This window comes from Burkholderia sp. AU31652 (genome assembly GCF_002223155.1).
GTDB lineage: Bacteria > Pseudomonadota > Gammaproteobacteria > Burkholderiales > Burkholderiaceae > Burkholderia.
In genome coordinates this window covers 1582611-1604630 of record NZ_NKFG01000003.1, presented here as the reverse complement: position 1 = coordinate 1604630, position 22020 = coordinate 1582611, and the positions used below count along the sequence as shown (strand labels likewise).

General features: G+C 66.2%; 18 protein-coding genes. 12 read left to right on the top strand and 6 right to left on the bottom strand.

The genetic code is table 11. The annotated features are described in order from the left end of the window. Positions 1 to 80: 80 nt before the first annotated feature. Complete coding sequence (locus CFB40_RS09965) at positions 81 to 1997, top strand: potassium transporter Kup (protein ID WP_069248096.1); 1917 nt, start codon at positions 81 to 83, stop codon at positions 1995 to 1997. Positions 1998 to 2108: 111 nt separating this feature from the next. Here the strand turns inward: CFB40_RS09965 and CFB40_RS09960 are convergent, their stop codons facing one another. Then, the gene (locus CFB40_RS09960) at positions 2109 to 4436 is read right to left on the bottom strand and encodes a Tex family protein (protein ID WP_089431156.1); all 2328 of its coding nucleotides are present in this window, start codon (positions 4434 to 4436) and stop codon (positions 2109 to 2111) included. A gap of 160 nt (positions 4437 to 4596) precedes the next feature. On the opposite strand from CFB40_RS09960, the gene CFB40_RS09955 reads away from it, so the two are divergent. The 3 genes from CFB40_RS09955 (at position 4597) to CFB40_RS09945 (ending at position 7946) form a co-directional block, all read left to right on the top strand. Beyond that, on the top strand, positions 4597 to 5349 hold the full coding sequence (locus CFB40_RS09955; protein ID WP_089425553.1) for a hypothetical protein: 753 nt from the start codon (positions 4597 to 4599) through the stop codon (positions 5347 to 5349). Positions 5350 to 5425: 76 nt separating this feature from the next. After that, on the top strand, positions 5426 to 5641 hold the full coding sequence (locus tag CFB40_RS09950) for a YdcH family protein (RefSeq protein ID WP_006478692.1): 216 nt from the start codon (positions 5426 to 5428) through the stop codon (positions 5639 to 5641). Positions 5642 to 5696: 55 nt separating this feature from the next. Beyond that, positions 5697 to 7946, top strand: a complete 2250-nt coding sequence (locus CFB40_RS09945; RefSeq protein ID WP_089431155.1) for an ATP-dependent DNA helicase — start codon at positions 5697 to 5699, stop codon at positions 7944 to 7946. Positions 7947 to 8066: 120 nt separating this feature from the next. Here the strand turns inward: CFB40_RS09945 and CFB40_RS09940 are convergent, their stop codons facing one another. Beyond that, positions 8067 to 8891, bottom strand: a complete 825-nt coding sequence (locus tag CFB40_RS09940) for an outer membrane protein assembly factor BamD (protein ID WP_089431154.1) — start codon at positions 8889 to 8891, stop codon at positions 8067 to 8069. Between the two features lie 41 nt (positions 8892 to 8932). On the opposite strand from CFB40_RS09940, the gene CFB40_RS09935 reads away from it, so the two are divergent. The 8 genes from CFB40_RS09935 (at position 8933) to CFB40_RS09900 (ending at position 18553) form a co-directional block, all read left to right on the top strand. After that, positions 8933 to 10141 (top strand): RluA family pseudouridine synthase, encoded by a 1209-nt coding sequence (locus CFB40_RS09935; RefSeq protein WP_089431153.1) that lies wholly within the window; start codon positions 8933 to 8935, stop codon positions 10139 to 10141. 6 nt (positions 10142 to 10147) lie between these two features. After that, a complete protein-coding gene (pgeF, locus tag CFB40_RS09930; RefSeq protein ID WP_089425932.1) occupies positions 10148 to 10987 on the top strand; it encodes a peptidoglycan editing factor PgeF in 840 nt (279 codons plus the stop codon). A gap of 360 nt (positions 10988 to 11347) precedes the next feature. After that, positions 11348 to 13213 (top strand): PHA/PHB synthase family protein, encoded by a 1866-nt coding sequence (locus tag CFB40_RS09925; RefSeq protein ID WP_089431152.1) that lies wholly within the window; start codon positions 11348 to 11350, stop codon positions 13211 to 13213. A gap of 99 nt (positions 13214 to 13312) precedes the next feature. Further along, entirely contained in the window at positions 13313 to 14494 is a 1182-nt protein-coding gene (locus CFB40_RS09920; RefSeq protein WP_089425549.1) for an acetyl-CoA C-acetyltransferase, read from the top strand. A 149-nt stretch (positions 14495 to 14643) separates the two neighbouring features. Then, entirely contained in the window at positions 14644 to 15384 is a 741-nt protein-coding gene (locus CFB40_RS09915; protein WP_027784565.1) for a 3-ketoacyl-ACP reductase, read from the top strand. Between the two features lie 119 nt (positions 15385 to 15503). Continuing rightward, positions 15504 to 16070 (top strand): polyhydroxyalkanoate synthesis repressor PhaR, encoded by a 567-nt coding sequence (phaR, locus tag CFB40_RS09910; protein ID WP_006485265.1) that lies wholly within the window; start codon positions 15504 to 15506, stop codon positions 16068 to 16070. 460 nt (positions 16071 to 16530) lie between these two features. Beyond that, positions 16531 to 17325 (top strand): lysozyme inhibitor LprI family protein, encoded by a 795-nt coding sequence (locus CFB40_RS09905; protein ID WP_256976621.1) that lies wholly within the window; start codon positions 16531 to 16533, stop codon positions 17323 to 17325. Positions 17326 to 17512: 187 nt separating this feature from the next. Continuing rightward, entirely contained in the window at positions 17513 to 18553 is a 1041-nt protein-coding gene (locus tag CFB40_RS09900; protein ID WP_179255057.1) for an NAD(P)/FAD-dependent oxidoreductase, read from the top strand. Between the two features lie 23 nt (positions 18554 to 18576). Here the strand turns inward: CFB40_RS09900 and CFB40_RS09895 are convergent, their stop codons facing one another. The 4 genes from CFB40_RS09895 to CFB40_RS09885 form a co-directional block, all read right to left on the bottom strand. Further along, the gene (locus tag CFB40_RS09895; protein ID WP_069248086.1) at positions 18577 to 18831 is read right to left on the bottom strand and encodes a hypothetical protein; all 255 of its coding nucleotides are present in this window, start codon (positions 18829 to 18831) and stop codon (positions 18577 to 18579) included. A 116-nt stretch (positions 18832 to 18947) separates the two neighbouring features. Then, entirely contained in the window at positions 18948 to 19073 is a 126-nt protein-coding gene (locus CFB40_RS39040) for a hypothetical protein (protein WP_256976657.1), read from the bottom strand. 287 nt (positions 19074 to 19360) lie between these two features. After that, positions 19361 to 20707 carry a M16 family metallopeptidase gene (locus CFB40_RS09890; RefSeq protein ID WP_089431150.1) on the bottom strand — a complete coding sequence of 449 codons (1347 nt, stop codon included), beginning with the start codon at positions 20705 to 20707 and terminating at the stop codon, positions 19361 to 19363. Then, positions 20707 to 22005 carry a M16 family metallopeptidase gene (locus CFB40_RS09885; protein WP_256976620.1) on the bottom strand — a complete coding sequence of 433 codons (1299 nt, stop codon included), beginning with the start codon at positions 22003 to 22005 and terminating at the stop codon, positions 20707 to 20709. The genes CFB40_RS09890 and CFB40_RS09885 overlap by 1 nt, the downstream gene beginning before the upstream one ends. Positions 22006 to 22020 lie beyond the last annotated feature (15 nt).

Sequence of the window (22020 nt, the reverse complement as noted above, 5' to 3'; positions counted from 1 at the left end):
AGAGCAGGGCGGCGTTTCACGGGGGCGCGAGTAGAATAGCGCTCGTTTTGTCCGACCCGGACCCGATTATTACGCTTCATATGAACGACACGATCCACGCGACCGACGCAGCACACGCGCCGCATTCGACGCAACAACACTCGATGCGGGCGCTAGCGATAGCAGCCATCGGCGTCGTGTTCGGCGACATCGGCACCAGCCCGCTGTATTCGCTCAAGGAGGCGTTCAGCCCCGCACACGGCATTCCGCTCACCGAAGGATCGATTCTCGGCGTGATCTCGCTGCTGTTCTGGGCAATCATCCTGGTGGTCGGCATCAAGTACCTGCTGTTCGTGATGCGCGCGGACAACAACGGCGAAGGCGGCGTGCTCGCGCTGATGGCGCTGTCATTGCGGCCGCTCGACTCGAAGACCCGCGTCGCGGGCGCGCTGATGGCGCTCGGGATCTTCGGCGCGTGCATGTTCTACGGGGACGCGGTGATCACGCCGGCGATCTCGGTGATGTCGGCGGTCGAAGGTCTCGAAATCGCGACACCACACCTGTCCCATCTCGTGCTGCCGATCACGATCGTGATCCTGATCGCGCTGTTCTGGATCCAGCGTCACGGGACCGCGCTGGTCGGGAAGCTGTTCGGCCCGATCATGGTGCTGTGGTTCGTCGTGATCGCGGCACTCGGCGTGTACCACATCGTGCGCGTGCCGGGCATCATGGCCGCCATCAACCCGTATTACGCGGCGTCGTTCATGGCCGATCACCTGCTGCAGGCGTACGTCGTGCTCGGCTCGGTCGTGCTGGTGCTGACCGGTGCGGAAGCGCTCTACGCGGACATGGGCCACTTCGGCGCGAAGCCGATCCGCATCGCCGCCTATGGGCTCGTGATGCCGTCGCTCGTGCTGAACTACTTCGGCCAGGGCGCGCTGCTGATCCAGAACCCGAAGGCGATCGAGAACCCGTTCTTCCTGCTGGCACCCGAATGGGGGCTGCTGCCGCTCGTCGTGCTGTCGACGGTCGCGACCGTGATCGCATCGCAGGCGGTGATCTCGGGCGCGTATTCGCTGACGTCGCAGGCCATCCAGCTCGGCTACGTGCCGCGCATGAAGGTGCTGCACACGTCGGAACTCGCGATCGGCCAGATCTACGTGCCGGTCGTGAACTGGCTGCTGCTGTTCGTGATCCTCTGCATCGTCATCGGCTTCAAGAGCTCCGACAACCTCGCGGCCGCGTACGGTATCGCGGTGACTGCGACGATGGTGATCACGACCGTGCTCGCCGCGGTCGTGATGGTGAAGGTGTGGAACTGGAACCGGCTGCTGGTCGGCGCGATCATCGCGGTGTTTCTCGCAGTCGACCTCGGCTTCTTCGGCGCGAACCTGCTGAAGGTCGCGCAGGGCGGCTGGTTGCCGCTCGGCATCGGCGCGCTGCTGTTCTTCCTGCTGATGACCTGGTACAAGGGGCGTCACATCGTCAAGGAGCGCACGGCGGCCGACGGTATCCCGCTCGAGCCGTTCCTGCAGGGGCTGCTCGCGCATCCGCCGCATCGCGTGTCGGGTACCGCGATCTACCTGACCGGCAACGACAAGCTCGTGCCCGTCAGCCTGCTGCACAACCTGAAGCACAACAAGGTGCTGCACGAGCGCACCATTTTCCTCACGTTCGTCACGCGCGACTTTCCTTACGTGCGCGACGACAAGCGTCAGTCCTCGCGTGATGCGGGCGGCGGGCTGTATATCGTCAAGGCCGAGTACGGCTTCAACGAGACGCCGGACGTGAAGGCCGTGCTCGAGGAATTCGGCCGCACGCACGACATGACGTTCGAGCTGATGGACACGTCGTTCTTCCTCGCGCGCGAAACGGTCGTGCCGACGCATCTACCCGGGATGTCGATCTGGCGCGAGCGCGTGTTCGCCTGGATGCACCAGAATGCCGCGAAGCCGACCGACTTCTTCTCGATCCCCGCAAACCGCGTGGTCGAACTCGGGACGAAGATCGAGATCTGACACAAGGTGTGGCGCGTAGGCCGTCGGGCCGCGCGCCGTGTTTGCCGAAGTCGTAAAAAAGCCCGCCTTTCGGCGGGCTTTTTTATCTGTCGCGCAGGGGCTTGCGGGTGCTCAGCGCTTCAGCTTCGCGAATGCCGCGGCCATCGCGCCTGCCGGTTCCGGCTCGCGCGAACGCTGCTGCGGGCGGGCCGCGCCGCGCCCCGCGTTGCCGCGATCCTGGCCGCCGCGCGACGACATGCCGGGCGCCGCCGCGTCGTCGTCGAGGCGCATCGTCAGCGCGATGCGCTGGCGCTTCACGTCGACGTCAATCACCTTCACCTTGACGACCTGGCCGGCCTTCACGACTTCGTGCGGATCCTTGATGAACTTGGTCGACATCGCGGATACGTGGACGAGGCCGTCCTGGTGGACGCCGATGTCAACGAACGCGCCGAACGCGGCGACGTTCGTCACGACGCCTTCGAGCGTCATGCCGGGCACGAGATCCGACACCTTTTCGACGCCTTCGCGGAACGTCGCGGTCTTGAATTCGGGGCGCGGATCACGGCCCGGCTTCTCCAGTTCGGACAGGATGTCGCGCACGGTCGGCAGACCGAAACGGTCGTCAACAAATTCCGTCGGGGACAGGCCCGACAGCGCTTCCCGGTTGCCGAGCACGTCGTCGATGCGCTTGCTGATCTTCGCGAGCATCCGCTCGACGACCGGATACGCTTCCGGGTGCACCGACGAGCGGTCGAGCGGATTCTCGCCGCCGTTGATGCGCAGGAAGCCTGCGGCCTGCTCGAAGGTCTTGTCGCCGAGGCGCGGCACCTTGCGCAGGTGCTCGCGCGACGGGAACGGGCCGTTCGCATCGCGGTAGTCGACGATGTTGCGCGCGAGCGTCGCGTTCAGGCCCGATACGCGGGCGAGCAGCGGGGCCGACGCGGTGTTCGCGTCGACGCCGACCGCGTTCACGCAGTCCTCGACGACCGCGTCGAGCGAGCGGGCGAGTTCGCGCTGGTTCACGTCGTGCTGGTACTGGCCGACGCCGATGGCCTTCGGCTCGATCTTCACGAGCTCGGCGAGCGGATCCTGCAGGCGGCGTGCAATCGAGACGGCGCCGCGCAGCGACACGTCGAGCTCCGGGAATTCCTTCGCGGCCAGCTCGGATGCCGAATAGACCGAAGCGCCGGCTTCCGACACGACGATCTTCTGCAGGCGCAGCTCCGGGTGTTTCGCGATCAGTTCGCCCGCGAGCTTGTCGGTTTCACGTGACGCCGTGCCGTTGCCGATGCTGATCAGCTCGGCCTGCGTCTGCGCGGCGATGCGTGCGAGTTTCGCGATCGAGCCATCCCAGTCGCGGCGCGGCTCGTGCGGGTAGATCGTGTCGGTCGCGAGCACCTTGCCGGTGCGGTCGACGACCGCGACCTTCACACCCGTGCGCAGGCCGGGGTCGAGACCGATCACGGCCTTCGGGCCGGCCGGCGCGGCCAGCAGCAGGTCGTTCAGGTTGCGTGCGAACACGCGGATCGCTTCCGTTTCGGCCGTTTCGCGCAATTGCGTGAGCAGCTCGTTCTCGATGTGCGGCTGCACCTTCACGCGCCAGCACCAGCGGCATACGTCGGACAGCCACTTGTCGGCCGGGCGGTTCTGGTTCGCGATGCCGAAATGGCGCGCGATCATCGCCTCGCCGGGATGCGGCACCTGCGCGTCGAGTTCTTCGCCGAGCCCGAGCTTGACCGTCAGCACGCCCGCGTTGCGGCCGCGGAACAGCGCGAGGGCGCGGTGCGACGGCACGGTCTTGATCGTTTCCGCGTAGTCGTAATAGTCGCGGAATTTCTCGCCTTCCTCGTTTTCCTTGCCCTCGACGACGGCCGACGACACGACACCCTGGTTGTGCAGATAGTCGCGCAGCTTGCCGAGCAGCTCGGCCGTCTCGCCGAACTGTTCGGACAGGATGTCGCGCGCGCCGTCGAGCGCGGCCTTGATGTCGGCGACGCCCTTGTCGGCGTCGACGTACGCGGCTGCCTCGGCCTGCGGGTCGAGCAGCGGGTTCGAGAGGAGCGCCTGGGCGAGCGGCTCGAGGCCGGCTTCGCGGGCGATCTGCGCACGCGTGCGACGCTTCGGCTTGTACGGCAGATAAAGGTCTTCGAGCACCTGCTTGCTGTCGGCCGCGTCGATCGCGGCGCGCAGTTCGTCGGTCAGCTTGCCCTGTTCGTCGATGCTCGACAGGATCGACGCACGGCGATCCTCGAGTTCGCGCAGATACAGGAGGCGTTCCTCGAGCTGGCGCAACTGCGTGTCGTCCAGGTTGCCGGTCACTTCCTTGCGGTACCGGGCAATGAACGGAACGGTCGAGCCTTCGTCGAGGAGTTGCACGGCCGCCGCGACCTGGCGCGGCTGGACGGACAGTTCGGTGGCGATGTGCTGTACGATCTTGAGTGCTACGGTTTCCGTCATGTCGTGGATGATCTGCCTGCTGAAATCGCGGCGGGGGCCGGCAGGCCCGAAGCGGCGGGCTGCGTGGCGGGCCCGACGGGCCGGATGCCGCGGGTGAGTGAAGCGGGGCATTTTGCCATAAATGGCGGAGCGCCCAGCCGGGGGTGATAGAATTTGACACATGTCCCGCAGCTTTCCTACGACGTTGCCAACTTCCCGAATTTCTCTCGTCGCGCTCGGCGCAGCGCTCGCCGCGGCTTTGTCTGCCGGGCCTTCCAGCGCGTTCGCGCAAGCTTCGGACGCAACCGCGCCGGCCGCCGCCGCGGCGGCGCCCGTGACGGCCACGGCCGCACCGGATTTCGACGCCCGTCAAAAAGTGCTCAATCAACGCTCCGCAGAAAACGATTATCGTTATGCGGTGGCCGAGCACGATTGCTACAGCAAGTTCTTCGTCAATCACTGTCTCGGCAAGGCGCGTGAAAAGATGCGCGACGAGCGGGCGAGCATCCGCCAGGAGCAGCTCGCACTCAACGACGAGCAGCGGGCGGTGCGTGCGCAGCAGCGCGACCAGCAGCAGGCGCTGAAGGCGGCGCAGAACGCGGCGGAAGCACCGCAGCGCGCGGCGAACGATGCGGCAAACGCGGCTGCGTTCCGCGACAAGCAGGAGCAGAATGCGCTGAAGCAGGCGCAGCGTGGCGCGGAAGGGCCGCAGCGCGCGGCGAACAAGCAGGCATACGACCAGAAGCAGGGCGACTTCCAGCGCAAGCTCGACCAGGCGCACCAGCAGGCCGCGCAGAAGGCGCAGGAGCGGGCGGACAACGCCGCGCGCTACGAGCAGAAGCAGAAGGAAGCCGTGCAGCACAAGGCCGATGTCGAGCAGCGTCAGAAGGAAGCGGCCGAGAAGGCGCAGCAGAAGCAACAGCAGGGGCAGTAACGTGTTGGATTGATCGAGATCAGTCTCGGGCGCGCCGGCACGCCAGTCGGCGCGCTGCTTCGATGAGGAGGCAAGTATGCAAAACCGTCACACGGAACAGCAGCAGGAATTGCACAACCGTTTGGCTGCATTGCAGGAGCAGCACCAGCAGCTCGCTCGGGAGATCGAGCTGAAGGAAGGGCACTCCGACATCGACGACATCACGCTGCACCGGCTGAAGAAGGAAAAGCTGGCGGCCAAGGACAAAATCATTTTGCTGCAATCGCAGCTGGAACCGGATAAGCGCGCCTGAGCGCGGCCTGGCAAGCGCCGGCGCCGCCCGGGCGCTGGACACAGGAACGCTTGCCTTGAATTCACCGCTTGAAGCCACCCCCGATGCCCGGCGCGACGTGTCGCCCGCCGGGCGCGCTCGTGCGCCCGAAGGCACCTTTGAGCTGAGCCGCAAGCGCGTCGACGAACTCGACACGATCTTCGGCGAAGGCGGATTGCTGGCGCGTGCGCTCGACGGCTACCGGCCGCGACAGTCGCAGATCGAGATGGCGCGCGCCGTCGCGTCCGCGATGGAAGCGTCCGCGCGCCGGATGCCCGAACCCGAGATCTTCGAAACCCGCAAGCGGCCGGCACGTCGCCTCGGCGACGGCGACAAGGCGGCCGAAACGGGCGCGGACGCCGCCGCGGCAGCCGAAGTCGACGGCGATGCCGGCGACAACACGCTGATCGTCGAGGCCGGCACGGGTACCGGCAAGACCTACGCGTACCTCGTGCCTGCGATGCTGTGGGGCGGCAAGGTGATCGTGTCGACCGGCACGAAACACCTGCAGGACCAATTGTTCGCGCGCGACATCCCGACCGTGCGCAACGCGCTGGCGGTGCCGGTGTCGGTCGCGATGCTGAAGGGCCGGGCCAACTACCTGTGCCACTACTACCTGCAACGCACGGCCGACAACGGCCGGTTGCCGTCGCGGCAGGATACGGCGTATCTGCAGGAAATCGTCCGCTTCGCGAAGATCACGAAGAGCGGCGACAAGGCCGAGCTCGCGAGCGTGCCGGAAACGGCGCCCGTGTGGTCGATGGTCACGTCGACGCGCGACAACTGCCTCGGCCAGGAATGCCCGCATTACAAGGATTGCTTCGTGATGCAGGCGCGGCGCGAGGCGCAGCAGGCCGACGTCGTCGTCGTCAACCACCACCTGTTCTTCGCGGACATCATGCTGCGCGATACGGGGATGGCCGAGCTGCTGCCGAACGCGAACACGGTCATCTTCGACGAAGCGCACCAGTTGCCGGAAACGGCGACGCTGTTCTTCGGCGAAACGCTGTCGACGACGCAGATCCTCGAGCTCGCCCGCGACACGGTGGCGGAAGGCCTGAGCCATGCACGCGACGCGGTCGAGTGGGTGAAGCTCGGCGGCGATCTCGAGCGCGCGGCGCGCGACTTGCGCCTGGCGTTCGCGAACGACCAGATCGTCCGCATGTCGCTCGCCCAGCTCGGCGACGATCACCCGATGTTCGGTGCGCTCGACGCGCTCGAGGCTGCGCTCGACGCGCTGGCGTCGGCGCTTGCCAGCCAGGCCGAACGGGCGGAATCGCTCGGCGCGTGCCTGCGGCGCGCACGCGAGCTGCAGGACCTGCTGGCCGGCTGGGTCGCACCCGGCGCGACGGAAGCGGCGGCGAAGGCCGACGCAACCGCGGCCGGCGACAAGGCGGCATCCGACGGCGATCCGAACGAGAAGGTGCGCTGGGTCGAAGTGTTCGCGCATACGGTCCAGCTGCACGAAACGCCGCTGTCGGTCGCGCCGATCTTTGCCAAGCAGCGCGCGGGCGTGCCGCGTGCCTGGGTGTTCACGTCGGCCACGCTGTCGGTGCGCGGTGACTTCACGCACTATGCGGCACAAATGGGCCTCAGCTCGCGTCGCTCGATGACGCTCGCGAGCCCGTTCGACTACCAGTCGCAAGGGTTGCTGTACGTGCCGCGCAACCTGCCGCAACCGTCTTCGCCGGCGTTTACCGATGCCGTCTTCGACGCCGCGCTGCCGGCGATCGAGGCGTCCGGTGGCGGCGTGTTCATGCTGTGCACGACGCTGCGCGCGGTCGACCGGATCGCGTCGAAGCTGCGCGACGTGATCGAATCGCGCGGCTGGAACATGCCGCTGCTCGTGCAGGGCGATGCAAGCCGCACCGAACTGCTCGACCGTTTCCGTGCGTATGGCAACGCGATCCTGGTCGGCAGCCAGAGTTTCTGGGAAGGCGTCGACGTGCGCGGTGACGCGCTGTCGCTCGTCGTGATCGACAAGCTGCCGTTCGCGCCGCCGGACGATCCGGTGCTGGCCGCGCGGCTCGACGCGCTGACGAAGAAGGGGCTGAGCCCGTTCGCCGTGCACCAGTTGCCGCAGGCCGTGATCACGCTGAAGCAGGGCGCGGGCCGGCTGATTCGCGCGGAGACGGATCGCGGCGTGCTGATGATCTGCGACACGCGGCTCGTCGACAAGCCCTACGGGCGCCGGATCTGGCAGAGCCTGCCGCCGTTCAAGCGGACCCGCGAGATCGCGGTCGTCCAGGACTTCTTCGACGAGCACCGTTCGGCAAAGCGCACGTGACGTTGCGTGCGGCGATCGTCGCGCGATTGCACCGGCGCCGCCCGAATGCGGCGCCAATAAAAAACCCGGCTCGATGGCCGGGTTTTTTGTTCGTGCAGCGCGTGCTGCACGCTGCTTGCGTCAGAACTGCCACCACGACTTCTTCGTGCCGGGGCGCGAGTGGCCCGTGACGTACGGGCTGTCGGGGAACGTGCCGGCGAGCACGCGCTTCGTGTCCTCGGCGAGTTCCGGCTGGTTCAGCTTGCCGTACGACAGGATCATGATGTGCAGTGCGTCCTCGATCGCCGGGGCGCCCTTGTAGTCCTTGATCGCGAGCTGCGCACGGTTGATGGCCGCGACGTAGGCGCCGCGCCGGTAGTAGTAGTCGGCCGCGTGCACTTCGTGCGACGCGAGCGCGTTGACGATGTAGCGCATCCGCGCGGCGGCGTCGGGCGCGTACTTGCTCTTCGGGAAGCGGTCGACGACGACCTTGAACGCATCGTACGATTCGCGCAGGGCCTGCGGATCGCGCTCGCTCATGTCCTGGCCGGAGAAGCGGCCGAACAGGCCGAGATCGTCGTTGAAGTGGATCATCCCCTTCAGGTAGTACGCGTACGGGATATCCGGATGATCGGGGTGGAGCTGGATGAAGCGATCGACGGCCTGGTCGGCGGAGGCCGCTTCGTTATCCTTCCAGTTGCAGTATGCAACGTTGATCTGTGCTTGCTGCGCAAAATGGCCGAACGGATCGCGACCTTGCAGCGATTCGAAATATTTCGCGCACTTGCCCCAGTCGCCGCCGGACAGTGCGTCCTGGGCCTCTGAGTATAATTTGTTGTTCGACCAGGTAGCCGTCTCGTCCTGCTTCTGCGGCAAGCCGTGGCAGCCGGCGATGAGGGCCGCGGCCGCTACCGCCGCAGCCCGGGCGGCGACGGTTCTGGCCGTGCGTTTGGTCGAATTCATCATGCTCGCATGTCCTAGCTTCAAGTCTCGGTGACCCAGTCTAAATGACCCGTTCAAGTTCGCAGAATGCCCAGCCGGGCACACCAAATCGCGAAGATTATAGCCCAAGCGATCGGCCCGCCGACGCCGCCTCGGGGGATTCCCTCGATGACGATCTGATCGGCGACGCAATGCAGCCGCCCGTCGTGCCGTCCGCGGCGGTCGATGAAGCGCCGCGCGTCGTCGAAGTGCCGATGTCGCTCGCGGGCGAACGCCTCGACAAGGCGCTCGCCCAACTGTTCCCCGAATTCTCGCGCAGCCGCCTGCAGAGCTGGATCGAGGCGCAGCGCGTGCTCGTCGACGGCGCGCCGGCAAAGATCCGCCAGCCGGTGCCGCTCGGCGCGAAGATCGAACTCGTGCCCGACCTGCTCCCCGAGCAGCTTGCCTTTACGCCGGAGCCGGTGCCGCTCGACGTGATCTACGAGGACGACGCGCTCGTCGTCATCAACAAGCCGGCCGGCCTCGTCGTGCATCCGGCCGCCGGCAACTGGAGCGGCACGATCCTCAACGGGCTGCTGCATCGCTACGGCGACGCGGCGGCCGGCCTGCCGCGCGCAGGGATCGTCCACCGGCTCGACAAGGAAACGTCGGGCCTGATGGTGGTGGCGCGCACGCTGGCCGCGCAGACGGATCTCGTGCGCCAGCTGCAGGCGCGCACGGTGAAGCGCCGCTATTTCGCGCTCGTGTGGGGCACGATGCCCGAGGAAGGCACGATCGACGCGCCGATCGGCCGCGATCCGCGCGAACGCACGCGCATGGCCGTCGTCACGGGGGCATCGGGCAAGCCCGCGCGCACGCATTTCCGCACGGTTGACACATGCCTGTGGCAACGTCAGCCGGTTTCGGCGATCCAGTGCGATCTCGAGACCGGTCGCACGCACCAGATCCGCGTGCACTGCGCGCACGCCGGGCATCCGCTGCTCGGCGATCCCGTGTACGGCCGTGCGCGCGGCAAGCGCTCGGTCACGCCGCTGCCGGACGGCTTCGCGCGACAGGCGCTGCATGCGTGGCGGCTCGGCCTCGTGCATCCGGTCACGGGCAAGGCGATGCAATGGCGCTGCCCGCTGCCGGACGACATGAACACACTCGTCGCGGCGCTCGGCTTCGGGCAGGGCGACGAGGAATTCGACGACGATGACGGTGTCTACGACGATGACGATTTCGGCGGCGAGTATCACGATGACGAGCCGGACCTGGACGATGAGGAGGAGTGAGTGCCGATGACGAACCTGGCGCCGTTGACGTGGCAGGACTGCGTGCAGCCCGACTGGCAGGTGTCGCCGCGCGTGCGCGCGCTGATAACGACGCGTGACGGCGGCGTGAGCGAAGGCCCGTACGGGCGCTGGCAGCGCGGCGACGCGCTGCCGGGCGGGATGAATCTCGGCCTGCATACCGGTGACGACCCGGCCCATGTGGCAGGGAATCGCGCACGCTTGCTGGCGCTGGCAGGCCAGTCGAGCGCTGCGTGGCTCGAGCAGGTTCACGGCGCGCAGATCGTGCGTGCGGACGAGGTGATCGCGGCGGCGCCGATGGCGACGGCGCCGGTGCAGGCCGACGCGAGCGTCACCGACCGGGCGGGTGCCGTCTGCGTCGTGATGGTCGCGGATTGCCTGCCCGTGCTGCTGTGCGACACGCAGGGCCGTGCCGTCGGCGCAGCCCATGCGGGCTGGCGCGGGCTGGCGGCCGGCATCGTCGAGCAGACCGCGACGCGTGTCGCGGCACTCGCGGGCGGTGCGACGGACGCGCTGCATGCATACCTCGGGCCGGCGATCGGCCCGCGGGCGTTCGAGGTCGGCGCCGACGTGCGTGACGCGTTTCTCGACACGGCCCCGCAGTCGGAGCATGATGAAACCCGGCTTGCGTTCGTCGCGATCGATGGCGCGCCCGGCAAGTTTCTCGCCGATCTCTATGCGCTCGCGCGCCTGCGTCTCGCGCGTGCGGGCGTTGCGCACGTGAGCGGTGGGACGGCCTGCACGGTCACCGAGCAGGCGCGCTTCTATTCGTACCGGCGCGATCGCGTGACGGGCCGCATGGCAGCAGCGATCTGGCTGGCCGATTGACGGAATGCGCATGCGCGTGGATTTTGGTGCGCCGCAAAATCGGGTTATCTCGATATTTCGGCCGCTATGCCGCACTGGATGCGCGAGTGAATGAAAAATCCCGAAGTCAAGTCAACCAAAATGTTTTATGTTTCGCCGGAACCCTTGTCCCGTCTGTTGTGCGAGGATTATCTCCGTACGGAAATGTTCAGCGGTTTGACATGGCGCTTCACATGGGGAAAACGATAATGATAAAAATACCGCACTGCGGCAGAATCTGGAGACGCCTCTCCAGAGCATGACGGCCCGGCTCGCAGCCGGCACGCCGCGCGCGAGCAGGATTTCACGATAGACGCTCACGAATCACCGGTAAGGCAGGTAATGACAGCATCGAAAAAATCGTCGACGTCCGCTCAGGCGGGCACTTCCCCGGGCAGCATTGGTTTCGATCCGGCCGCCCAGCCGATGCAGCAGATGTTCGAGTCGTGGTTGAACGCGTGGCGCGGTTTTGCAGATCCGGCACGCGCCGCGACTGCGTCGGCCACCGTGAATCCGTTCGCGACATTCCAGTTTCCGACATCGTTCCCGTTCCAGATGCCGTCGATGCCCGATTTCGGCGCGATGGCGTCGCCGTTCGCCGGGTTGAAGCTGCCGGCCGCCGCGATTCCGCCCGAGCGGCTGCAGGCGTTGCAGGCCGACTACGCGCGCGATTGCATGGCGCTGATGCAGCAGGCCGCCGCGGCGAAGCTCGAGTCGCCCGAGCTGAAGGACCGCCGTTTCAGCGGCGATGCGTGGAAGGCGTCGCCGGCGCATGCGTTCGCGGCGGCCTGGTATCTGCTCAACGCGCGCTATCTGCAGGAGCTGGCCGACGCGCTGCAGACCGATCCGAAGACGCGCGAGCGCATTCGTTTCACGGTCCAGCAATGGACGGCCGCGGCCGCGCCGAGCAACTTCCTCGCACTCAATCCCGACGCACAGAAATCGATCCTCGAAACGCAGGGCGAAAGCCTGCGGCAAGGGATGATGAACCTGCTCGGCGACATGCAGCGCGGCAAGATTTCGCAGACCGACGAATCGCAGTTCGTGGTCGGCAAGAACCTCGGGTGTACCGAAGGCGCGGTCGTCTACGAGAACGACCTGATCCAGCTGATCCAGTACACGCCGAAGACGGACAAGGTGTTCGAGCGGCCGCTGCTGATCGTGCCGCCTTGCATCAACAAGTTCTACATCCTCGACCTGCAGCCCGAGAATTCGCTCGTCGCGCATGCGCTGTCGAGTGGCCATCAGGTGTTCCTCGTGTCGTGGCGCAACGCGGACGCATCGGTCGCGCACAAGACGTGGGACGACTACATGAACGAGGGGCTGCTCGCGGCGATCGACGCCGTGCAGCAGGTCAGCGGCCGCGAGCAGATCAACACGCTCGGCTTCTGCGTCGGCGGCACGATGCTCGCGACCGCGCTCGCCGTGCTTGCCGCGCGCGGCGAACATCCGGCCGCGTCGATGACGCTGCTCACCGCGATGCTCGACTTCACCGACACCGGCATTCTCGACGTGTTCGTCGACGAGGCGCACGTGCAGATGCGCGAGCAGACCATCGGCGGCAAGAACGGTACGCAGCCGGGGCTGATGCGCGGCGTCGAATTCGCGAACACGTTCTCGTTCCTGCGGCCGAACGACCTCGTGTGGAACTACGTCGTCGACAACTACCTGAAGGGCCGCACGCCGGCGCCATTCGACCTGCTGTACTGGAACAGCGATTCGACGAGCCTGCCGGGGCCGATGTACGCGTGGTACCTGCGCAATACCTATCTCGAGAACAAGCTGCGCGAACCGGGCGCGCTGACCGTGTGCGGCGAGTCGGTGGACCTGACGCTGATCGACGTGCCGACCTTCATCTACGGTTCGCGCGAGGATCACATCGTGCCGTGGCAGACGGCCTATGCGTCGACGTCGATCCTGTCGGGCCCGCTGAAGTTCGTGCTCGGCGCGTCGGGGCACATCGCGGGCGTGATCAATCCGCCGGCGAAGAAGAAGCGCAGCTACTGGGTCAACGACAGCGACCTGCCCGAATCGGCGGACGACTGGTTCGCCGGTGCAACCGAGCACCCGGGAAGCTGGTGGACGACCTGGGTCGAATGGCTCGACCAGTACGGCGGCCGCAAGGTGGAGCCGCCCGCCCAGCCCGGTACCGCGCAGTTCCCGGTGATCGAGCCGGCGCCGGGCCGCTACGTATTGCAGCGCGATTGACGAAAACCGGACAGCGGCGCAGGCTGTCCGGTGCACCGCAGTTTTTTTAACAGGGCCGGTAGCGATGCGCCGTGTCGTGCGGGCCTGGAGGAAAGGGAAATGACGGACGTAGTGATCGTATCGGCCGCGCGGACCGCGGTCGGCAAATTCGGCGGCTCGCTTGCGAAGATTGCGGCGCCCGAGCTGGGCGCGACGGTGATCCGCGCGGTGCTGGAGCGTGCGGGCGTGAAGCCCGAGCAGGTCAGCGAAGTGATCATGGGCCAGGTGCTGACGGCCGGTTCCGGGCAGAACCCGGCGCGGCAGTCGCTGATCAAGGCCGGGCTGCCGACGGCAGTGCCGGGGATGACGATCAACAAGGTGTGCGGCTCGGGCCTGAAGGCCGTGATGCTGGCGGCGAACGCGATCGTCGCGGGCGATGCGGAGATCGTGATCGCGGGCGGCCAGGAGAACATGAGCGCGTCGCCGCACGTGCTGCCGGGCTCGCGCGACGGCTTCCGGATGGGGGACGCGAAGCTGGTCGACACGATGATCGTCGACGGCCTGTGGGACGTGTACAACCAGTACCACATGGGCATCACGGCGGAGAACGTCGCGAAGGAATACGGGATCACGCGCGAAGAGCAGGACGCGTTCGCGGCGCTGTCGCAGAACAAGGCGGAAGCCGCGCAGAAGGCCGGCCGCTTCGACGATGAAATCGTGCCGGTGGCGATTCCGCAACGCAAAGGCGAGCCGCTGCAGTTCGCCACCGATGAATTCGTGCGTCACGGCGTGACGGCGGAATCGCTGGCCGGGCTGAAGCCGGCGTTCTCGAAGGACGGCTCGGTAACGGCGGCGAACGCGTCGGGGCTGAACGACGGCGCGGCGGCGGTGCTGGTGATGTCGGCGCAGAAGGCGGCGGCACTCGGCCTGACGCCGCTGGCGCGGATCAAGGCGTATGCGAACGCGGGCGTGGATCCGAGCGTGATGGGGATGGGCCCGGTGCCGGCATCGCGCCGGTGCCTGGAGCGCGCGGGCTGGACGCCGGGCGACCTGGACCTGATGGAGATCAACGAGGCATTCGCGGCGCAGGCGCTGGCGGTGCACAAGCAGATGGGCTGGGACACGTCGAAGGTGAACGTGAACGGCGGAGCGATCGCGATCGGCCACCCGATCGGCGCGTCGGGCTGCCGGATCCTGGTGACGCTGCTGCACGAGATGGCCAAGCGCGATGCGAAGCGCGGGCTGGCGTCGCTGTGCATCGGCGGCGGGATGGGTGTCGCGCTCGCGGTCGAGCGTCCGTAAGCGGTCCTCCGTAACCGGCAGTCCGTCAGCGGTCGTTCGCCACGAGCGAACCGAATTCGTGTGCCGGCCGATTGCGGCTTCGGCCGGCGTCACGTGAAGTCAGAGGGGGCCTCCGGCAGCTCTCGAAACCAAAAAATGGAGTGAGATTTATGTCTCAGCGAATTGCGTACGTAACGGGCGGGATGGGCGGCATCGGCACCAGCATCTGCCAGCGCCTGTCGAAAGACGGCTTCAAGGTGGTCGCAGGTTGCGGCCCGAACTCGCCGCGCCGGGTGAAATGGCTCGAGGAGCAGAAGGCGCTCGGGTACGATTTCATCGCGTCGGAAGGCAACGTCGGAGACTGGGACTCGACCAAGGAAGCGTTCGACAAGGTCAAGGCCGAAGTCGGCGAGATCGACGTGCTGGTCAACAACGCGGGCATCACGCGCGACGTCGTGTTCCGCAAGATGACGCACGAAGACTGGACCGCCGTGATCGACACCAACCTGACGAGCCTGTTCAACGTGACGAAGCAGGTGATCGACGGGATGGTCGAACGCGGCTGGGGCCGGATCATCAACATTTCGTCGGTGAACGGCCAGAAGGGGCAGTTCGGCCAGACCAACTACTCGACCGCGAAGGCCGGCATCCACGGCTTCACGATGTCGCTCGCACAGGAAGTCGCGACGAAGGGCGTGACGGTCAACACCGTGTCGCCGGGCTACATCGGCACCGACATGGTGAAGGCGATCCGCCCGGACGTGCTCGAGAAGATCGTCGCGACGATTCCGGTGCGGCGTCTCGGCGGGCCGGAGGAAATCGGTTCGATCGTCGCGTGGCTCGCGTCGAACGATTCCGGCTTCGCGACGGGCGCAGACTTCTCGCTGAACGGCGGCCTGCACATGGGCTGAGCGTCCGCGCTGCGCGGGCCGGGTGGCCGCGCAGCCGGGCGTTTTCCGAAGGCCCCCGCCTCCCGGATTCGGGCGGCGGGGATTCGTCACTTCCGCTACGCTGCACTCAAAGGCGTTACATGACTACTACAAAGAAGACGGCCGAACGGCTCATCAAGAAGTACCCGAACCGTCGGCTCTACGATACCGAGACAAGCACGTACATTACGCTGACCGACGTGAAGCAACTCGTGCTGGAGCAGGAGGACTTCAAGGTCGTCGATGCGAAATCCAACGAAGACCTCACGCGCAGCATCCTCCTGCAGATCATCCTCGAAGAGGAAAGCGGCGGCGTGCCGATGTTCTCGTCGTCGATGCTGTCGCAGATCATCCGTTTCTACGGGCATGCGATGCAGGGCATGATGGGCACGTACCTGGAAAAGAACATCCAGGCGTTCATCGACATCCAGAACAAGCTCGCGGATCAGTCGAAGAACCTGTACGAAGGCAATGCGATGAATCCGGAAGTCTGGTCGCAGTTCATGAACATGCAGGCGCCGATGATGCAAGGGATGATGACCAGCTACATCGAGCAGTCGAAGAACATGTTCGTGCAGATGCAGGAGCAGATGCAGAACCAGGCAAAGTCGATGTTCAGCACGTTCCCGTTCAAGCAGCCGGGCGCGTCGGAGCCGGAAAAGAAGTAACGGTTTCGCGGCGGACCGACCGCGGCGGCCAACCCGTCGGGCGTCGGCGCCGTGAAGCGGCGCGGGTCGGCCGATCGTGCATTCGGCGCGACGATGTGCGGCCGCCGCCTGCCGGATCCTCTCGCCGACGGTCGTTCATGACCGTCGGCACCGAATGCGCATGCCGGGTTCGGGCGTGCGTGGCCGTTGTCCAGTCGATCGAGATCCCGTCACTTGCGAAGGAACACCGGGACGTGTCGTGCCTGGTGGTGCGCGTTCGTGCAGGCGCGCGTACCATGAGCGGCGCTGCGCGGTGTGGCGTGGAAGCTGCGTTCGGCGAAATGCAATGACGCCGCCCGGGCACGACAGGCCATGATGCGCGATGCCGCATCGAGGCAACGCGACCAAGAAAAACCGACTGAGAGAAAGCATGCGTGGGATTCGAGTGGCACCAGCCCGCCGGCTGGCTGGCTTGGCTTCGATGTTCATGCTAGGCGTTGGCGTGGCGGTGCCTGCCTTTGCGATGGATTGCGCGAAAGCCGTGCAGTCGATCGAGAAGCGCATCTGCGCGAACTCCATCCTGCGCGCAGCCGACTCGCGGATGAATTCGGCGTACGCGGGTGCGCTGAAGGCCGCACCGGACACGGCGATCCGCGACATGCTGGTGCGCAGCCAGCGCCGCTGGATCAGCGCGCGCAACAACCGTCTCGACGCCGATTACGAAGGTCGTCCGCTCGCCGTCGACGAAGTGCGCAAGGCAATCGATCGGCGCACCGCCGTACTGGCCGATCAATCGAACAAAGGGTTGATCGCGCGCGCGCAGGCCGAGCGCCAGTGGCTCGCGAAATACACGGGCGGCCCGCTTACCGGTTTCGATGCAAACTGCGACTTCATTCCCGACGATGCGACTGGCGCGCACGTTTCCTACGCATGTTTCGGCGCGGTCCATGTGCAGCATCGTGCGCGGGTCTGCAGCCAGAGCGAGGACTGGGCGACCGGGGCGGTCTATCAGTACCGGTCGGTGAGCACGGCCGATGGCGGGAAGGTGCGACCCGTTGCGTACTGCGAAGCGCAGGCCCATGGGAGTGCGTGCGACACCGGTGGCGCGCACTCGGCGTGGATGCGTGCGGGGGCGTCCGGAGGCGATAACCGCGCGTCAGCGCCGGTAGCCGGGCTGCCCCAACTCGATGCGGAAATGTGGCCGATCGGCGATGGAGACGATGCATTGTGGTTCGATCGATGCCTGAAGGCGTCGGTGTTTCCGGACACGCGGTGACGCATTCCTCGCACGAGCACGGCCCGCCATGGCGGGCCTTTTTGTTTTTTGAGCCCGAGCGTCGTGCGCAGCGGATGTCGATCAGGCGGCGCTTCGATGCCGGGTGCGAAAGGGCGGCAGGCAACCGCACAGCGGTGAAGCGGGGCGGACGGTATAGTCGGAACCCCGTAACGTTCGAATGTCACTCATGGGACACAACCTGCTGCGCGTCGTCGTGATCGGTGGTGGCATCGTCGGTGCATCCACCGCATGGCATCTTGCGCGATCGGGCGCACAGGTCACGCTGCTGGAACAGCAGACGGTGCCCGCGGGCGGCGTGACTCACTGGTCGTTCGGCTGGGTGGGTACCGGCAGCGCGCTTCCTTCTGAAAACCCGCCCGGATTCTCGCGCACGCTCGGAGCGCTCCCGGAGTTCGCGAGGCTCGAGCGTGAGCTGGGTTCGTTGCCGGTGACGACGCGCGGGGCACTTGTCTGGCTGGACTCGGATGCGCGGACCGCTGCCCTGATCGACGAGCAGCGCGCGGCGGGCGTGCACATGGAAGCGTTGGGGCGTCGGGAGGTGGCGCGGATGGAGCCGCGTCTTGCACGGCTTCCAGAGTTGATCGCATGGGCACCGGATGATTTCGTGGTCGAGCCGATCAACCTCACGCATCAGTTGCTGGCGGGTGCACAAGCGGCCGGCGCGGAGATCCGGTGCGGTTGTGCAGTCGAAGCGGTCGACACGCGCAATGGGCACGCTGTCGGTGTGCATACCGTGCACGGGCATGTGCCTGCGGATGTCGTCGTTCTGGCGAATGCGGCTTCCGCGGTTGCCATTGCCGCAGGCCTCGGTGTGTCGTTGCCGGTTCGCGAGGAGCCGGCCGTGTTGATGCGTTTTGCTGCCAAGCCCGGTCTCATCAGCCACTTGCTCTATGGACAGGATCTTGAAGTGCGGGTCGGCCCGTCGGGGAGCCTGCTGTCAGCCGCGGATCCTCCGGAAGAGGGGGACAGTGGGCTTGCAGCGCTTGCTGTGCGTACGGCCTCGGACATTTCGGCGCTGTTTGCCGAGCCGCCGACCCTCACGCCGCTCTCCGCGAAATTGGCGTTGCGGCCGATGACGAGCGACGGGGTGCCGATCAACGGATTTTTGCCCGGTGTTGCAGGCGTTTATGCCGTTGTCGTGCATCCCGGCGTGATCCTGGCGCCCCAGCTTGGGCGATTGGCGGCGAACGCGATCATGGACGCGTGACGGGGCACGCGTCTCGTCGTCCGTCAGTGCGTCTGATCGAAATCCTGCTCGCCGTCCGACGGAGGAAGGTCGAGCACGAGTTTGACGGCGCTGTAGTTGGCCTTGAGCGAAAACACGCGGCCGATCACGAGAAATGTCTGGCGCGAGTTCTCGAGCTCGACGAAGTCGCCCGGTTGCGGTACGTGCGCGCCCTGATCGTAGGAGAAGCTGGTGCTGGTTTGCTCGCCAATAGCTTCGGCTGCGTGTTCGGTGAATTCGATCGTGATGTGGGTGGTCATGCGAGCCCCGTTGGGTAATGGAAGAGAGGGAAGAGCGTGGACGCTGCGATTTTCGCATAGCGACGGGGCGGTTCCGGCGGAATTGTCGGGAAGCGACGCGTGCGGGTGGATCCCCGTCACTTCGCCGATTTCCGGTCGAAGGTGGGCCGCACGGTTTTGGCCAGCACGTTGCGCAGCGCCAGCCAGAGCAGCTTGATCGCCGCCTCGTCGCTCGGGAAGTTGCCACGCGTCTTGTCGCACATGGCGTTGACGGTAAGCCGATAGCCCCTCATCCCGCATCAAACCGACGCGGTCGGCGCGCACGTTTCCTCTGCGTGTTTCGGCGCGGTCCATGTGCAGCATCGTGCACGGATCTGCAGCCGGAGCGAGGACTGGGCAACGGCGCGGATTATCAAAACCGGTCGGAATGCGACCGTCGGCGGGAAGCCGCATCCCGTGGCGTTCTGCGCAGCGCAGGCGCACGCACGATCGTGCGATGGCAGCGGCCCGGCCGAAGCCGGGCGGGGCACGGAACGAAGCGAGGCTGCGGTTATTTCTCCGCAAACGTGCCTGCTTCCACCAACGTCATCTTGTCGGGGTCCAGGTACGTGCGGATGGCGGTGTTGACCTGCTCGACGGTCAACGCGCGGACGCGCTCGGGATAAGTGTCCAGGTCACTCAGCGGGCGGTCCTGGAGCACCGTCTGCGCGATCATGGCGGCCATCTGCCCGGTGGTTTCCATCGCAACTTGATGGCGGCCGATCATGCCGTCCTTGCGTGCATCCAGTTCCGCTTGGGTCACGCCCTGTTTCCACCAGGCATCCAGAATCCGCCGCGTGCTGGCGACGCCCTTGTTCAGCAGGGGCGGGGCGAAGCTGCTGGTGATGACGAATCCGCCGTCCATCAGGGAGAGCCCGGACAGGCCGGCGCGGATGCCATAGGTCAGGCCCTCCTTGTCGCGGACCCCTGCCATCAGGCGGCCGGTGAAGCCGTTGCCCAGGATGTTGATACCCGCGCTGAGGGGCAGATAGTCGGCATCGTTGGCGCGCAGGTCGATGGCCTGACCCAGCATCACGCTGACGGATTCCTTGTCCCCCATGGCGATGCGCTGCGTGTCGGGCCGGCTTGCTTTGCGTGGCGGGCCCTGTCGCACGAGTGCCCGGCCCCCGCTCCAGCCCGCGAAGGCTTCGGTCACCATGGACTGCAGGCGGCGAGGGTCCGCGCCGCCGACCACGACCAGTGTCATGTGGGCGGGCCCGTAATAGGCTTGATGAAAGGCCTTGATGTCGTCCAGCGTGGCAGCGGCGATCGCGTCGAGCATCCGTTCGCGCGGCACCGGTGCGTTGAGGTGGGCAGCGGGGTAAATGGACCGATTCAGCGCCTCGGTGGCCCGAGCCGACGGGTTTTCTGCGGCGTTACGGATCGCGGCCTCCAGCCGGCTCTTGGCCTTGGCCAGCTCCTCCGGCTTGAAGGCCGGCAGGCGCAACTGCTCGGCCATCAGGTCGATCAGCGTCGGCAAATCCTTGGTCAGGCTTTGGCCGTGTATGCCGACATAGCCGCCGTCGGTCTGGAACGACAACTGAGCACCCAGGCTTTCCAGCAGCGCGGAGATCGCCACCTTGTCGCGACGGGTGCTGCCCTCCTGCAGCAACATGCCCGTCAGCAACGGCACGGCGGGATTGGCCGCCTTGCTGGCGGTGTCGGCATCGCCCAGGGGCATCACCCCGGTCAGGGAGACCATTTCCTGCGGCGACATCGAATAGGTCAATAGCGTGATGCTGCCGGCCTGGGCGCGCACGACGCGCTCGGCGATGCCTGCCTGAGCCGCGACAGGCAGCCATAGCACGGCGAACCACACGAGCCACGTCCGCAGAGGGTTGAAACGAACCTGCTTCATTACGATTTCTCCGGGACGAACCAGCCGGTGGTGCTCTGGTTTTCAACGAGGTACTTGCGGGCGACGCGCTGCACATCGGCGGGCGTCACCTTTTCCAGTTCTTCAAGCTCGGTGACGAACCGTGTCCAGTCGCCCAGCGAGACCGCGTGGCCCAATCGGGCGGACGTCGCGCGGACGCCGTCACGCTGGTAGACCTGATCGGCCCGGTAAGGGCCCAGCACCCGCTGGATATCCTCGCGAGTGACGCCCTCGGTCTTGATCCGCTCCAGTTCGGTCCAGGCGATTTTCTCGGCCTGCTCGTGTTTCGCGTCGGGCGGCAGGCTGACCGTCACGACGAACGGACCGGGATCGCGCAGCGCATGGAAGCCGGCGCCGGCTTGCGTGGCAACCGTGGTGTCGACCAGTGCGCGATACAGCCGGCTGCTCTTGCCCTGGCTCAATACCAGGCCCAGTACGGTCAACGCAGCCGCATCGGGGTCGAGCGCGCGCGGCCCCTTGAAGGCGATGATCAGACTGCCCGTTGCGCCCGCGCGTTTGAGCACCAGCCTTCGCGGCCCTTGCTGCGGCGGCTCTTCGGTCGTGACAGCGGGAATGGCCTTGGGCGCGCGCGGGATGCCGCCGTAATACTGCCTGACCCACCCCAACGCCTGGTCCGGCCGGAAATCGCCGACCAGGATGACGGTGGCGTTGTCCGGCCAGTAGAAGGTGTCGTAGAAACGGCGCAGCTTGTCCACGCTCGCATGCTCGATGTCGCTACGCCAGCCGATGGTGGGATGGTGGTAGGGATGCGCCTGGTAAGCCGTGGCCATGACCTGCTGGAACAAGGCGGTGAAAGGACTGTTCTCGCCTCGCTCGTACTCGTTGCGTACGACCGTCATCTCGCTGGCCAGGTCTTCCGGGCGCAGCAGGAGGTTGCGCATGCGGTCGGCCTCGATCGCGATGTAGCCTTCCAGCGCATCGCGCCCGAGCGTGCCGAAGTAGTTGGTGCGGTCCATCGACGTGGTGGCGTTGAAGGTCGCGCCCACGCGCTCCATGTAGCTGTTCAGTGAATTGCCGAGCGCCTTGTTGTAGTGCCGGCTGCCCTTGAACATCAGGTGCTCGAGCAGGTGAGTGTCACCGGTCGTGCCCGCGGCTTCGTTGCGTGAACCCACCTGGTACAACACCTGGAAACTGACCACCGTCGCGGCGGAATCGGGCGCGGCAAGCACGGTAAGGCCGTTGGCATCCAGACGGTATTCGTCGATGCCGCCCACGGAGCGCACGTGGGTAAAGCCCGGTACCTCGACGGGTTGGGCCATCGCCGTGCCTGCAAT